General features: G+C 38.6%; 13 protein-coding genes and 1 riboswitch. All 13 genes read left to right on the top strand.

Annotated features, from left to right (window positions below; genetic code table 11):
* Positions 1–105: 105 nt before the first annotated feature.
* The 13 genes from DIZ30_RS01520 (at position 106) to DIZ30_RS01460 (ending at position 15,810) form a co-directional block, all read left to right on the top strand.
* Positions 106–2,421 carry a cation-translocating P-type ATPase gene (locus DIZ30_RS01520; RefSeq protein WP_002303731.1) on the top strand — a complete coding sequence of 772 codons (2,316 nt, stop codon included), beginning with the start codon at positions 106–108 and terminating at the stop codon, positions 2,419–2,421.
* Between the two features lie 181 nt (positions 2,422–2,602).
* Entirely contained in the window at positions 2,603–4,444 is a 1,842-nt protein-coding gene (gene dnaG / locus DIZ30_RS01515; RefSeq protein WP_109023060.1) for a DNA primase, read from the top strand.
* 23 nt (positions 4,445–4,467) lie between these two features.
* Positions 4,468–5,577: an RNA polymerase sigma factor RpoD gene (rpoD, locus tag DIZ30_RS01510; RefSeq protein ID WP_002289498.1), complete on the top strand. Its 1,110-nt coding sequence runs from the start codon at positions 4,468–4,470 to the stop codon at positions 5,575–5,577.
* Between the two features lie 219 nt (positions 5,578–5,796).
* Positions 5,797–7,917, top strand: coding sequence for a cell division site-positioning protein MapZ family protein (locus DIZ30_RS01505; protein ID WP_109023065.1), 2,121 nt, complete (start codon positions 5,797–5,799; stop codon positions 7,915–7,917).
* 195 nt (positions 7,918–8,112) lie between these two features.
* A complete protein-coding gene (locus DIZ30_RS01500) occupies positions 8,113–8,976 on the top strand; it encodes a virulence factor B family protein (protein WP_002290060.1) in 864 nt (287 codons plus the stop codon).
* Positions 8,977–9,080: 104 nt separating this feature from the next.
* Complete coding sequence (locus DIZ30_RS01495; RefSeq protein ID WP_002294385.1) at positions 9,081–9,554, top strand: Fur family transcriptional regulator; 474 nt, start codon at positions 9,081–9,083, stop codon at positions 9,552–9,554.
* A 95-nt stretch (positions 9,555–9,649) separates the two neighbouring features.
* Positions 9,650–10,537 carry a site-specific tyrosine recombinase XerD gene (gene xerD / locus DIZ30_RS01490; protein WP_002294386.1) on the top strand — a complete coding sequence of 296 codons (888 nt, stop codon included), beginning with the start codon at positions 9,650–9,652 and terminating at the stop codon, positions 10,535–10,537.
* Between the two features lie 18 nt (positions 10,538–10,555).
* Positions 10,556–10,927 (top strand): GNAT family N-acetyltransferase, encoded by a 372-nt coding sequence (locus DIZ30_RS01485; RefSeq protein WP_002298147.1) that lies wholly within the window; start codon positions 10,556–10,558, stop codon positions 10,925–10,927.
* On the top strand, positions 10,924–11,694 hold the full coding sequence (locus DIZ30_RS01480; protein WP_002298145.1) for a segregation/condensation protein A: 771 nt from the start codon (positions 10,924–10,926) through the stop codon (positions 11,692–11,694). Before DIZ30_RS01485 ends, DIZ30_RS01480 begins: the two co-directional genes overlap by 4 nt.
* The gene (scpB, locus tag DIZ30_RS01475; protein WP_002296975.1) at positions 11,678–12,247 is read left to right on the top strand and encodes an SMC-Scp complex subunit ScpB; all 570 of its coding nucleotides are present in this window, start codon (positions 11,678–11,680) and stop codon (positions 12,245–12,247) included. The genes DIZ30_RS01480 and scpB overlap by 17 nt, the downstream gene beginning before the upstream one ends.
* Before the next feature lie 5 nt (positions 12,248–12,252).
* On the top strand, positions 12,253–12,969 hold the full coding sequence (locus DIZ30_RS01470) for a pseudouridine synthase (RefSeq protein ID WP_002294391.1): 717 nt from the start codon (positions 12,253–12,255) through the stop codon (positions 12,967–12,969).
* Positions 12,970–13,050: 81 nt separating this feature from the next.
* A riboswitch (FMN riboswitch) is annotated at positions 13,051–13,175 on the top strand.
* A gap of 122 nt (positions 13,176–13,297) precedes the next feature.
* Entirely contained in the window at positions 13,298–13,909 is a 612-nt protein-coding gene (locus DIZ30_RS01465) for an ECF transporter S component (RefSeq protein WP_002294393.1), read from the top strand.
* Positions 13,910–14,286: 377 nt separating this feature from the next.
* Complete coding sequence (locus tag DIZ30_RS01460; RefSeq protein WP_002294398.1) at positions 14,287–15,810, top strand: YfcC family protein; 1,524 nt, start codon at positions 14,287–14,289, stop codon at positions 15,808–15,810.
* Positions 15,811–15,880: the final 70 nt, after the last annotated feature.

Raw genomic sequence — 15,880 nt, 5'->3', positions numbered from 1 at the left:
TTTTTCTATAAATTTTATAAAAACAAGTTGTTTTTAATCTTGGAACACGCTAGACTTAAACACGTGATTATTTTTGAAAGTTGGCGGAAAATGGAGAAAAAGAAAATGAATGGACTTACACAGCAAGAGGTAGTTCAGAAAATGGCTTCTGGCCAGCAAAATGACTACCAGGAAGATGCATCAAAAAGTACAAAACAAATATTCAGCGATAATATATTGACGTTATTCAATTTTCTGAACTTTGGTATTGGGATTTGTCTGTTATTTGTAGGTGCGTATTCCAACATGGCGTATTTAGCAATTATTGTCGTCAATATCGTTATTGGAATTTATCAAGAAATACATGCAAGAAATCTTGTACGGAAATTATCGATTGTTTCCCAATCAGAAGTACTAGTGATCCGGGACGGTAAAGAACAATCGATTTCTACTAAAGAGCTGGTATTAGGAGATTTGGTAAAAATTGGAGCAGGAGAACAGATACCAGCCGATTTACAGGTTATATCTGGACGGGCAGAAGCAAATGAAGCTCTTCTGACAGGCGAATCTGATTTGATTGTCAAAGAAACTGGAGCTGAATTGCTTTCTGGAAGCTTTTTGACAAGCGGTTCTGTCATGGCTGAAGTTATCCGAGTAGGTGCAGATAATTATGCTGTCCGCTTGACTAGCGAGGCAAAGACTCACAAAGCTATTCGTTCTGAACTTGTAGATTCGATTCGCAAAGTATCCAAATTCACTAGTTTCGTGATTATTCCTTTGGGGATCATACTATTTTTGGAAGCACTGTTCATCCGCGATGCTTCTATCAAAATTTCTGTTATTGCATCTGCAGCAGCTTTGTTAGGCATGCTTCCAAAGGGTTTGGTATTGCTAATAAGTATTGCATTAACGACAGGGGTAACCAAACTGGCAAAAAAACGAATCCTTGTTCAAGACATGTATTCAATTGAAACGCTGGCCCATGTCGATACATTATGCTTGGATAAAACAGGGACCATTACTGAAGGAAAAATGAGTATCCAGCGGGTAGAAGCACTACATCCGCTGTACGAGAAAGCCATCCCAGAAATTATGGGGACGTATCTGGCAGAAAGCAGTGATAACAACATCACTATGCGGGCTATGAGAGATTATTTTGAGCTTTCTAATCGGTATGATGTGACAAACAAAGTCGCATTTTCTTCTGATCGCAAATGGGGCGCGATGGAATTTCCAGAACTGGGAGTCGTGTACGTAGGAGCGCCTGAACGTTTGGTGGAAGAAGATCGGCTTCCGGACAGTCTAAAAACAGCCCAAGCGAATGGCTATCGCGTACTTATGTTAGGGATCGCTCCAAATCAGCAATTGAACGAAGAAAAACCAGCATTTGTTGAGCCGGTTGCTCTGTTTGAAATCGATGATCCAATCCGAAAAAACGCTCAAGAAACACTAGCTTATCTTCATGAGGAAGGTGTGGATCTGAAAGTGATTTCTGGAGACAATCCTTTTACTGTCTCCAATATCGCTAGACGTGCAGGATTACCGAATTATGATGCGTATGTCGATCTTTCTCAAATTACTGAAGAAATGGAAGTGCGAGAAGCTGCTCATCGCTATACGGTTTTTGGACGAGTGAGTCCTCAGCAAAAGAAATTGCTGGTAAATGAATTGAAAGAAAGCGGCAGAACGGTTGCAATGACAGGCGACGGTGTGAATGATGTTTTGGCGTTAAGAGAAGCAGATTGTAGCATTGCTATGGCAGAAGGTGATGGAGCAACACGTCAGATTGCGAATCTGGTATTGTTGGACTCTGATTTTACTACATTGCCAGAAGTCCTGTTTGAAGGACGCCGAGTGGTCAACAATGTGACGAAAGTCTCAGGCATCTTTTTTATCAAAACGATTTATTCATTTATTTTATCGATTATATGTGCCGTTACAGCAATTGGATTTCCGTTTATCCCTATCCAAATCACGCTGATTGATTTAGCGATTGAAGGGTATCCTTCCTTCTTTTTATCTTTTGAACAAGATAAAAGAAAAATCACTTACCGTTATTTGCCTACAGCACTTATTAATGCTTTACCAAATGCCTTGCTTGTAGTAGTGAATATCATTGCGGTGTATCTACTTGGAAAAACATTCGCATGGGGAAATGCTGAAACTACTACTTTGATGTATTACTTGCTGATTGGGATCAGTTGCATGGCAGTTGTAAAAGCTTGTTATCCCTTCAACCCATTGCGCATCTTCCTAGCAGTAACGACGATCGTAGGGATATATGTAGCTGCAATGCTGTTCCATGGAATTTTGGAAGTAAACTTAGGGTTGGGAGAGAGCGTAGGATACTTCTTTGTATTCATGCTCGTAAATATTGTTCTTCGAGTTTTGTACTGGAAGGCTGATATTCAAAATCAGTTACTGAAAAGAGTAGCAAATTGATGCTTAATGAGATAGAAATGTGTTATACTTGAAAAAGCAATGAAATATGATACAATCAAACATGTATAATTGTGTCCTTTAAAATCGCACTGATTTCAGTTAGTGCGATTTTTTACCGGTTATTCTCCTGAAATATCTTCTGTTAAACCCAAAAGATATCAATAGAGCAGGGGGTGAAAAAATGGCTCAACGGATTCCTCAAGAGGTTATCGAAACAGTACGCAGTCAAACGAATATCGTTGAGGTGATTGGACAATATGTCCAGTTGAAAAAGTCTGGTAAAAATTACTTGGGGCTGTGTCCTTTTCATGAAGAACGTACACCGTCTTTTTCTGTTGCAGAAGACAAGCAGATTTTTCATTGCTTTGGTTGTGGTAAGGGCGGAAACGTGTTTACTTTTCTTCAAGAACTAGAAGGTCTAAGTTTTCCAGAAGCAGTGGTAAAAGTGGCAGACTTCGAACAGATACCGTTAGAAGATCAATGGCGTCAGCGTACTATAGCTGTCCAAAATCCTGAATCTGCTACGGGGAAACTGATTGCTGCTCATGAAAAAGCAGCGGAAATCTATCATCACATGCTATTGCATACAAAAGCTGGACAGCCAGCTTTAGAATATTTGCAAAGTCGTGGGTTGTCTTTAGAATTAATTGAAGAATTCAACATAGGTTTTGCACCTAATGAGCGTTCTTTTCTTCAGCAAGTATTCAAGAATGAATCAATTTCAAATGAATTGTTAGAACGCTCTGGATTGTTTGTCACGCATGATGATGGCCGTATGTCTGATCGTTTTTATCAAAGAGTGATGTTTCCACTTCGTAATTCTCAAGGCCAGACGATCGGTTTTTCAGGACGCTGGCTTGCACCTGAAAAAGGGCAGGAAAAAGATCAGCCCAAATACTTGAATAGTCCAGAAACAGAACTGTTCAATAAAAGACAAGTTTTATTTAATCTTGATAAAGCAAGAAGCGATATCCGGAAAAACGGAGAAATTTTGTTGTTCGAAGGGTTTATGGATGTGATTGCTGCATGGCAGGCTGGTATCAAAACTGGATTAGCTTCTATGGGGACAAGTCTAACAGCTCAACAGATCCAACAAATGGAAAAGCTGACGAAAGAATTGGTCTTTTGCTATGACGGAGACAACGCAGGTTTTGAAGCAACCAATCGAGGCATTGAATTGCTTCGGCAAAACAGTCGCTTAGCACTTTCTGTCGTAGTCGTTCCAGAAAAGCTTGATCCTGATGAATATCTCCGTAAGTATGGAGAAGCATCTTTCCAAGAATTAGTGGCTCATGGGCGCGAAACAGTCTTTACTTTTAAATCACGTTATTTAAAACAAGGGAAAAATTTAGATAATGAAAAAGACAAGATCGAATACCTCGAAGAATTACTAGTTGAACTTAGTCGAGTTGTTTCACCAATCGAACAAGATATGTATCTATCTCAACTGTCAACAGAGTTTCAGATCGGCAGAGAGACGATACAAAAACAACTGCGCGATCTTCGAAGGACAAATCAGCAAAATCGTCAAGAACCTCAGAAAAGTCAACACACTCAGGTTACGAGACAAGAAACTGCACGAAAAAAGAGACCATTGACGCAAGTAGAAAAGGCAGAGCAGATTCTATTATATCGTGCATTTAAAGAAGTTTCTGTCCGTAATATTTTAAAAGAACGAGAATTTCAGTTTATTCATGATGCATATGCAGAAGTTTATTTTTTATTCGATGCATATGTCTCACAACATTATGAATTCAACCTTGCAGAGTTTTTAGACTTTTTGCAAGATGAAAATTTAAGGCGGTTGGTGGTGGAAATCGAATATTTACCGGTGGCAGAAGAAAGTTCGCCACGAGAAATCCAAGACTTGCTAGATGTGATCAGCAAATCTGGCTTAGCTGATGAAATAACATTAAAAAAACAAATGCAGCAAGAAGCCAGACGAACTGGAAACAAACAGCTTGAGCTTGAATTGACGATTGAAATCATCAATTTAACGAAACAGTTAAAACAAGCCAAATAGCTACTCAAGGGGGGCCTTCTTTTATGGCAAATGGAACAGATAAAAAAACGTATGAAGCAGCAGTAGCAGCTTTCATCAAAGAAAACAAACCCAAACGACAAGTTGTATATGATGATTTATCCAATCAGCTTGCTACACCATTCACTTTGAATGCAGATGAAATGGACAAATTGATCCAAAAGATTGAAGACGCAGGTATCAGTGTGGTGGATGAAAATGGTGATCCATCAATTCACAGCTTGAAGAGTGCTGAGAAAAAAGCTGAACAAGCAAAAACAGAAGATCTATCTGCGCCAACCGGTGTAAAAATCAATGACCCGGTTCGTATGTATCTGAAAGAAATTGGCCGTGTCTCCCTTTTAACTGCGGAAGAAGAAGTAGCGTTAGCATTGAAAATCGAAGAAGGCGACCAAGAAGCGAAACAGCGTCTGGCAGAAGCAAACCTTCGTTTAGTAGTAAGTATCGCTAAACGTTATGTAGGACGAGGCATGCAGTTCCTTGACTTGATCCAAGAAGGAAACATGGGACTGATGAAGGCAGTTGAAAAATTTGACTACCGCAAAGGATTTAAGTTTTCAACCTATGCTACATGGTGGATTCGTCAAGCCATCACTCGAGCAATCGCTGACCAAGCACGTACGATCCGTATTCCAGTTCATATGGTTGAAACAATTAATAAATTGATACGTATCCAACGTCAATTGCTGCAAGACCTTGGAAGAGAACCTACGCCAGAAGAAATCGGTGCGGAAATGGATCTTCCAACAGAAAAAGTCCGAGAAATCTTGAAAATCGCGCAAGAACCTGTTTCACTTGAAACGCCAATCGGTGAAGAAGATGACTCTCACTTAGGTGATTTCATAGAAGACCAGGAAGCAACAAGTCCAGCAGAACACGCAGCTTATGAGTTACTAAAAGAACAATTGGAAGATGTACTAGATACATTGACTGACCGGGAGGAAAATGTCCTTCGCTTACGTTTTGGTTTAGATGATGGCCGGACGAGAACATTGGAAGAAGTAGGGAAAGTATTTGGTGTTACTCGGGAACGTATTCGTCAGATCGAGGCTAAAGCATTAAGAAAATTGCGCCATCCTTCTCGTTCAAAACAATTAAAAGATTTCTTAGAATAAGCATGAACTATTGACCAGAAGAGAAATCAGTAAAACTGTTTGGTTTATTTTAAAAGAAAAAAAGCTTGAGACTACGCAGTCTCAAGCTTTTTTTTCTATAGGAAGGAAATTCATTCATTATTTTTAAGTAAATCCTAAAAATAAGCTATTGGCGTGACGTATAGAATATGATAGATTAAATGGTAGCGTAAACCTAGTAAAGGAGCCGATCGCTAAGTGATGAAAAAATGTCCAAATTGCGGATCGAAAAAAATGGAGCAGAATACTATCTGTCCAGACTGCGGTCATCAAATAACTGCAGAAGATCAGCAAATAAAAGAATCAATTGAAGAAACAAATACAGATGCAGCTATGCAGGATAAATCAACTGAAGATGCAGTCTTTCCTGATACAGAATTAAACGATCCAATCGAATGGTCGGAATTGAAAGATTTACCTCTAGAATCTGTAATGGAATTATTCGAAAAAGCAGAACCAGAAGACGAAGAACCACCTGCTCACGATCAAGTAACTAATATAGAGAAAAATGAACAGAAGAAAGCAACTGTTCATGAGACTTCGGAAGAATCAGGAAAGAATCAAGAAGAAACGCTTGAATCAAAACAAAAAAGAAGAGTAGCTGAACTGAAAGAAATCGTCGATAATGAGGAAGAAAATTCGATACTATCCGCTTATATCAAAGCACATCGTGAAGATACAAAAGAAGAGCACGCGAAAGAGCTGCTCAAAATGATCAGTGAAAAAATTGCACAGGAAAACAAAGTAGAGCCAGAACATGAAGCTGAAAAAGACACTGAAAAAGACATTAGTGGAGTAAACGCTGCAGGTAAAGAATCATTAAAAACGAATGATCTAAAAACGAATGATCTAAAAACGGATATCCCGGAAAAAACTGAAACATTGTCTGAAAAACAATCAGAAGACGAGAAATCGAATGGGTTGCCGGAAGCAGATAAAAAAGAAATGCTCGAAAAAGCAGACAAGAAGGCAACAGAGTCGGATGGAATAAATAATGAAGCCGATGCTGAAACTCAATCTGCAAGTGAAGATAGCACTGCTCTTGAAGCTAAAATAGAAAAAGAAGAGAACCAGCCTGAGCTGATTGAAGCAGAAACAGAACCAATAACAATCGTGCCAAATACTGAAAAAACGCCTCAAGAATTAAACCCAGAAAAAAAAGATTTAGATAAGACACAAAAGAAAAAATCAAAAAAAGTGCCGTATCTCGCTTTAGCAGCAGTTCTTCTACTAGGTGGGGGAGGCTGGGCTTATTATGACCATCATCAAAAAGTAGAAGCCGAAGTAGCAGCAGAAGCAAAAAGACAGCAACAAATGGAAGAACTTCATGAGAAACTTGCTGCCTTTTATACAGATGATCACCATCAATTTATTCGTGCAGATATGATTCATCAAGATTTATCAAAACTAAAAAATGATTTATCCAGTCTTAAGAATGAAAAAGGATATTCAGAGTTAGAAACAACTTACCAAGATATCCAATCTAAGATCCGAGATATCCAAAAAGTGAATGAGTGGTTCATAGCACCTGCCATCGTCGATGATCATCTAGCAGATGACATCAAGTTGAAAGCAGATAAAGAGATCCAAGCAATCGAAACGGATAACACAGATTTTGGAAAATTGATTCAACAAGCACAAACAGAAGCTAAAAATCAATATGCTGAATTGCAAACAGCTAAAGAAAAAACAGCTATAGTCTTTAAAGACGGAAAAGTAGTGGATTCAGCAACACGCGACCAATACAAGACGGCAAAAGAAGCAGTAGAAAAAGTGAAAAATACAGATCTATCTGCTCAGTTGAATGAACAATTGCAACAAGTAGATAAGATGCTCACTGATAAAGAGAAAAAAGAAGAAGAGGAAAAGAAAAAAGCAGAAGAAGCGAAAAAAGCAGCTGAAGAACAAGCAAAACAAGCCGCTCAAGCAGCAGCTGCAGCTCAAGCCGCTCAACAAGCTGCGGTCGCACAAGCAGCACAGCAAGAAGCGGCATCCTCGACCCCTTCCTCTTCAAACTCAGCGAATCAGCCAATCAAATCTGCCAGAGCAAGTGATATTGCCGATGCATCTAATCCAGCATGGACGTGGGCACCAGGTGTCCAAAGCAAAGTGATTGCTACATGTATCCAACGTGGATATATCGTTGAAGGAGGATACAGATTAGAAAAAGCCAGAATCGAAAATGGGGAAGGCTATTACAATCTATATGCCACTTCAACAAAATCTGCATTGATGAAAGGCATTGGAGAAAGTGCTTTGCCATTTTACATCGTAACCATCAACTGTAAAACTGGATGGTTCGGAGGAAATGGGAGCAATTAATTTTAGGCAAATGAAAGAGGCTGTGAGCCTGCCGTTTAACACCGTTTATTCGAAAAAGGGGAGTATGACACAACTGTTGTCATACTCCTTTTTTCACCTTTCCAAACCAAGGCTCAGCTATTCAAGTAGATAACATTATGTTATGATAGCAAAGAAATGTATTAAGAAAACCTTTCACTATAGAGGGAGAAAAAAATGAACGATTTATTAGCAACTATATTTACAGGTATTATTATTGATGAAAATGAAAAAAACTACTTTGTCCAAAAAAACGGACAAACCTTTGGCTTAAGCAAATCAGAAGGTGAACACAAAATCGGTGAAGCAGTGGAAGGATTCGGCTACCAAAATCAAAAACATGAAAATCGGATCACTACACAAATTCCTAAAAGCCGTATCGGTCATTACGCTTTTGGAATCGTTACTGCTACACGAAAAGATTTAGGTGCGTTTGTCGATATCGGTCTTCCAGATAAAGACTTTGTCGTATCTCTTGATGAATTGCCGACAATGACAGAGCTATGGCCTAAAAAAGGGGATCGCTTGATGATTTCCCTTAGAGTTGATGCAAAAGACCGTATTTGGGGCAGTTTAGCAGATGAAAAAATATTCAAATCTTTAAGCAAATATGGAACAGAAGAAATGAAAAACAAAGATGTGATAGGAACAGCATACCGCTTGAAATTAACAGGTACGTACGTTTTAACGGAAGATTTCTATCTTGGGTTTATCCATCCTTCTGAACGATATAATGAACCTCGTCTAGGCGAGCAAATAAAAGGTCGAGTGATTGGTGTCCGACCAGACGGTGTACTGAATCTTTCATTGAAGCCAAGAGCATATGAAGCTATATCAGATGATGCACAAATGATTTTAACCATTTTAGAACGTTCTGCAGATCAGCAAATCAACTTTACAGATAAATCGGATCCAGAAGAAATCATGAAAGCTTTTGGTATCAGCAAAGGAGCATTTAAGCGCGCATTAGGTAATCTTTTGAAACAAGGATTGATTACACAAGAAAACGGTGTGACAAAACTAGTCAAAAAATCTAATTGAGAATCCCTTGCATGTTTTTCTTAACTAGCTTATAATAATTTTAATTAACATAGTGTTATATCTTTTTTTATTTGTAATTATTATAAATTGTTGGGGTTGAGTAAATGGTCATGAATGCTATTTCGGCGATGAAAAAAACAAAACAGCAGCTACATGAAGCGGGGTTTAAGCTGACACCGCAAAGAGAAGCTACTCTGCTTGTGCTTTTGGAAAATGAGAAAGAGCATTTATCTGCAGAAGAAATCTTCTTTTTAGTGAAAAAAAAGAGTCCGGAAATTGGACTTGCTACTGTTTATCGAACCCTTGAAATCTTGACAGAATTGAAAATTGTCGATAAAGTAAGTTTTAATGATGGATTAGCCCGTTATGATTTGAGAAAAGAAGGCGCCAAACATTTCCATCATCATTTACTATGCTTGAACTGCGGCACGATCGAGGAAGTAGAAGAGGATCTTTTACTTGAAGTGGAGCAAGTAGTAGAAGAACGTTATCATTTTTTAGTAAAAGATCATCGGCTAACGTTCCATGGAATCTGTCAGGAATGCTATGAAAAAGAAAAAAGAAACCAGTCCGTCTGAGTGTCTAGACGGCTTTTTCTTTGCTCAGATTATGGAAAAAGACTATCAGAATGAAGCGGTATCTGATATGATAGAGAGGCATGAGGGGGATTATTATGAAAGAGCAAATCAACGATTATCTCCACTACTTGAATATTGAACGGGGATTGTCCGCCAATACACGACAAAGCTATGAACGTGATTTGGAACAGTACTTGCATTTTCTACAGGAGCAGAAAATTGCTTCATGGCAGGATGTCGATCGCTTTTTAGTCATCCGTTTTCTGGAGAAGTTGCATGAAGAAAAAAAAGCGACAGCAACTGTTACTCGGATGATCTCAAGTCTCAGAAGATTCCATCAGTTTTTACGGCAAGAGCGTATCACTGATCATGATCCGATGCAACATATCGATACGCCGAAGAAAGCACAGAAATTACCAAGTACATTGACTCTGACAGAAGTAGAAAAGCTGATTGAAGCACCTGATACGACAAAAACGTTAGGGATAAGAGATCGTGCAATCTTGGAAGTCATGTATGCTACAGGGATGCGCGTCAGTGAATTGATTGGATTGAAATTGGGAGATCTTCATCTTTCTCTTGGACTGGTACAGACAGTTGGAAAAGGAGATAAAGAGCGGATCATTCCTTTAGGTGATTATGCGATCCAATGGCTGGAACGCTACTTAGACGAAGCACGTCCATTACTTGTAAAGGACGCATCTGAAATGCATGTATTTGTCAATAATCATGGGAAAGGTCTTTCTCGGCAAGGAATCTGGAAAAATCTGAAGCAGCTAGTACGAGAGGCTGGGATTTACAAAGAAGTAACACCACATACGCTGCGGCATAGCTTTGCCACACATCTGCTAGAAAATGGAGCTGATTTGCGGACAGTACAGGAATTGTTAGGTCACGCGGATATCTCTACGACTCAGATTTATACACATATCACGAAGAAAAGAATGACGGATGTTTATAAGCAGCATTTTCCAAGGGCTTAGTCATAGGAAGGTGAGAAGATGTTAACACATTACCGGAAAGAAAACCGTAAAATTGCTATGGGACTATTGAGTTTCCATAAGAAACTGACAGGTAAAACTTCTTTGTTGAAGGAGATTGATACGTACGAATCTGAAGACGATTATGAACTTTTTTTCTTTACGCCAGAAGGTTCAACCAACATTCAAGGGATTATTGGTGTTTACTGGGCAACGAACGATCAGCTGATCATCCATGACATTTCTTTGAATCCGTCTTATCGCGGTGAGAATATGGGCTTTCAAATGTTAGATGAATTACAGGAAAAGTACCCGGATGTCTCCATCCGTGCAACTGAAATCACAGAGCCTTACATTGGAAAATGGCTAGCAAAGAAAAAGAAGAAAGAGTGAATGAGTTGACGGAGATCAATATTAAATTAGATGTATTCGAAGGTCCTCTCGATCTGCTGCTTCATCTGATTCAGCAAATGGAAATCGATATATATGATATACCGATCGCTACGATCACGGAGCAATATATGAATTATATCCATACAATGAAAACACTAGAGCTAGCTGTTGCAGGAGAATACTTAGTGATGGCTGCTACATTGATGGCAATCAAAAGCAAGACATTGCTTCCTGTCCAAGAATTCGTCACAGATGATGAAGAATTATGGGAAGAAGATCCTCGAGAAGAATTGGTCACTCAGCTTTTAGAATACCGTAAATATAAATATGCAGCTGAAAGACTGACAGAAAAAGCAGAGGAACGAAGTCTTTATTACACAAAAGAACCTATGAACATCGATGGGTTAGCGGATGCTGAAAAGCCGTTGAAGCGAGGACAAGTCAAAAAAATCGATTTGATCCGTGCCATGCAGAAAATCTTAGAACGTAAGAAATTTTCTCAAAAAGTGGAAAAAACGATCACGCCCGATGACACAACGATCGAAGAACGAATGGTATTTATCGAAGAGCGTATAAAAAGAAATGCGCATGGCTGTACTTTCGATTCTTTTTTTGAGTCACCTTCTAAAAGTGAAGTTGTCACTACTTTTATGGCTTTGCTAGAATTGATGAAAAAAGGGCAGATCATTGCGCAACAAAAAGAAAACTATGAATCAATTATGCTTTATCCAGCAGTAGGAGATACCGAACATGACGAAATTAAGTGAACTTGAAGCCCTTCTTTTTATTGTTGGCGAGGAAGGGATCAGTAATGAAGAATTAAGCGGACTGTTAAATCTCAGCGAAGCAGAAGTCACAAGTTTAGTGAAAGAATTAAAAGAATCTTACACTCAAAACTCGCACTCAGCTTTGCATATTTTTGAAACGGAAAGCCATTATGTATTAACGACTAAAAAAGAGCTGGCTCCCTTACTTAAGCGATATGCGCAAGGGACATCAAACACATTATCTCAAGCCGCTGTCGAAACCTTAGCAATCATCGCTTATAAACAGCCAATCACAAGAGCTGAAATCGAGCAGATTCGAGGAGTTCAGGTTTCAGGAGCGGTACAGCGTCTAGCTGCCCATAAACTGATTGAAGAAAAAGGTAGAGTAGAAGGGCCAGGTCGGCCGATATTATATGGAACAACTGGCTACTTCTTAGATTATTTTGGTTTGAAATCATTAGAAGAACTGCCTGATACACAAGAAATGGAAATTTCACTTGAAGAAGACGTGTCACCAGATCTATTCTTTGATGGAATGAATAAAGGAGAATAATTGTAATGGAAAGATTGCAGAAAGTAATTGCCCACGCTGGCATCACTTCTCGTCGAAAAGCAGAAGAATTCATCCTTGCAGGACGTGTAAAAGTAAACGGACAAGTTGTAAGGGAATTAGGGATAAAAGTTGGGAAACATGACACTGTGGAAGTGGATGAAGTCCCAATTTATCAAGAAGAATACGGTTATTATTTATTGTACAAACCTAAAGGAGTTATTTCTGCTGTTGCAGATGACAAAGGAAGAAAAGTTGTTACGGATCTTTTGCCGATGGTAAAAGAACGTATCTATCCTGTAGGTCGACTGGATTACGATACTTCGGGGATCTTGCTACTGACAAATGATGGAGATTTTGCTCAGCGCCTGACACATCCAAAACATGAAGTGGATAAAGTTTACGTTGCAAAGGTAAAAGGGATCGCTACAAAATCGATGCTTGCACCTTTGACAAAAGGAATAAAGATCGAAGGACGAAAAACATCTCCAGCTAAATTCCAAATTTTATCAGTGGATCCTAAGACAAACCACAGTATCGTGGAATTGACGATCCACGAAGGACGTAATCATCAAGTGAAAAATATGCTTCAAGCAGTTGGTCTTCCTGTGCAAAAACTAAAACGTGAAAAATACGGAGATCTGACTTTACAAGGCCTACGTCCTGGGGATTACCGTGAACTGAACAAAAAAGAAGTCAGCAGTTTGCTGAACCACTCAAAATGAGCACTTACTTTTTATAAGTGTTAGATGTTGCGTTTTTTGAATAGATATGTATAATGAATATGTAAACAAAAATTATATAAGGTTCGTCTTCAGGGGCAGGGTGAAATTCCCGACCGGTGGTTATAGTCCACGACCTATTTTGCAAAAAATAGCTGAATCGGTGAAATTCCGATACCGACAGTATAGTCTGGATAAAGAAGATAGAGCTTATTTGACGACGCTTGATCAAATAACTCTAACTCTATTTTCCCTGGAAAATAGAGTTTTTTCATTTGGAGAGAAACGTCAAAAAGTTCGCTGAAGAGGAGTCCTAACAGGAGGATTTCAAATGAAGAACACCCGTGTACAGAAAATGGTTGCAGTAGCGATGTTTGCTGCGATCGCGTTAGTTTTACAGTATTTTGCTTTTCCGATCATGCCGGCTTTTAGTTTTTTGAAGATCGATTTTAGTGATATCCCGGTATTGATCAGCATGTTCTTATTCGGTCCAGCGGCCGGAGTTGCAACAGCGTTCTTGCGTTCAGTATTACATCTGCTGACTACAGGTTTTTCTCCGGATAATTTGGTAGGAGACACTGCTAGTTTCTTATCAACAACGATCTTTACATTCCCGATTTATTATTTCTTTAGTGTAAAGAAACAGCATAAAGGAAGAAACAAATTTTTAGGTGTCATTACAGGAACCATCGCTCTAACTATTTTTATGAGTATCGCAAATTATTTCGTTATTACGCCTCTTTACTTAATGTTTTTAGGACTGAACGCAACACAGATGCTAGGCATGTCTTTAGCAAACTATGTACTGATTGGGATCGTTCCTTTCAACTTGATCAAAGGATTCATCGTGAGCGCTGTCTTTTTAGTGCTGCATGCGCAACTTCTTCCATGGTTAAGTCGAAAACAACATCAGTTCGAACAACGTCATACAGCAGTCAAATAAATATCAAAAAGATCAAGAAATTTCTTGGTCTTTTTTTTTGGAAAAAAATACAAGACATGCAATAATGTAAACGTTTTATTTGTTTGTTTTGAGTATTTTTTTGATTTATGCATAAAAATCAATCAATTCTTTGCAAATGTGAAATTCTTCTCCTTTTAAAAGACGAAAATGTTTGTTTATAAAAAAAAGGAAACGCTACAATGAAAAAGAAGAAAGCTTTAAAAACCTGAAAAAAGAGGAGGGAATAGGGAAAAACGAACTTTTTGAACAAAAGTTTTACAAAATGCGTGTTATTATTTTTGTTCTGATACTCTTTTTGATAAAATAACATTAGAGCCAAAATTGTTGTCTCTAACGGAAAAGAAAGGAAGAAGAAGATGGAACAAACAAAAAAGAAAAAATTTCAAATGCCTTCAGCGTATACGGTCTTATTTATTATTATTGCAGTAATCGCTGTACTTACTTGGTTTATACCAGCTGGGCACTATAGTGTAGACGATGCAGGCAACATCGTCGCTGGATCATATGAACGAGTACAACAAAATCCTCAAGGGCTGTGGGATATTTTCATGGCGCCAATCAATGGGATGTTAGGTGTACCAGCGGGGGAGCTAACTAAAGAAACACCTGCTGCAATCCCAATCTCTTTCTTCATTTTGGTTGTTGGTGGATTTTTAGGTATTATCAACAAAACAGGGGCACTAGATGCCGGGATTGCTTCAGTTGTGAAGAAATTCAAAGGAAAAGAAAAAATGCTTATTCCAGTATTGATGCTGTTATTTGCATTAGGCGGCTCTACTTACGGAATGGCAGAAGAAACGATTCCATTCTATGCTTTACTGATCCCAGTTATGATGGCTGTAGGCTTTGATACAGTAGTAGCAGTAGCAATCGTATTAGTAGGGTCTCAAGTAGGCTGTCTAGCTTCAACGGTAAATCCTTTTGCAACAGGCGTAGCTTCACAAGCTGTTGGGATTTCGATGGGTGAAGGTATTGGTCTTCGATTCTTGATGTTCGTTATTTTGTTAGCTATTTCTATTGTATATGTGTATCGTTATGCATCAAAGATCGAAAAAGATCCAACAAAATCATTAGTATACAACCAACGTAAAGAAGATATGAAGCATTTCGATATTGAAGCAATCGGTCGTCAAGAAGTAATCACGAAAAAACAAAAACATGTTAATGTATTGTTCTTTATTACTTTTGGTATCATGATCATCAGTTTGATTCCTTGGACAACCTTGAATGCGAATTTCACGATTTTTGAATCATTGACAAACTGGTTAACAAACCTTCCGGTACTAGGTACTGTTCTAGGTAAAAACATGCTTCCATTAGGTGACTGGTACTTCCCAGAAATTACTATGTTATTCTTAGTAATGTCCATCGTAGTAGCAATCACTTATGGCATGAAAGAGTCTGAATTTGTCTCTGAATTTTTAGCTGGTGCTTCTGATTTGATCGGTGTAGCAATCGTAGTAGCTGTTGCTCGTGGTATCCAAGTGGTTATGAACAATGGATTAATCACAGACACCATCTTACATTGGGGCGAACAAGGATTAAGTTCATTATCTTCAAGTGTATTCATCATTATTACATTTATTTTCTATATCCCTATGTCATTCTTGATTCCTTCAACTTCCGGCTTAGCTGCTGCAACAATGGGAATCATGGGACCTATGGGTGAATTTGCCGGCGTCGGTAAGGATTTAGTAATCACTGCTTATCAATCTGCATCTGGTTTAGTAAACTTAATTACACCAACATCTGCTATCGTAATGGGTGCTGTAGCAATTGCTCGTTTCGATGTTTCAGTGTGGTGGAAATTTACCGGTAAATTAATTGCGATATTATTTGTAGCCATCTGTGTGATCCTAGGTGTAGCAGCAATGTTCTAAACCTAGACAAATACAGGTACAAGGTCTATCATAAGAATGAAGAAACCGATAAACGGCTATCGATAAGCAC

This window comes from Enterococcus sp. H57 (assembly GCF_003112495.1).
Taxonomy (GTDB): domain Bacteria; phylum Bacillota; class Bacilli; order Lactobacillales; family Enterococcaceae; genus Enterococcus_B; species Enterococcus_B faecium.
This window is presented reverse-complemented; position numbering and strand designations above follow the sequence as displayed.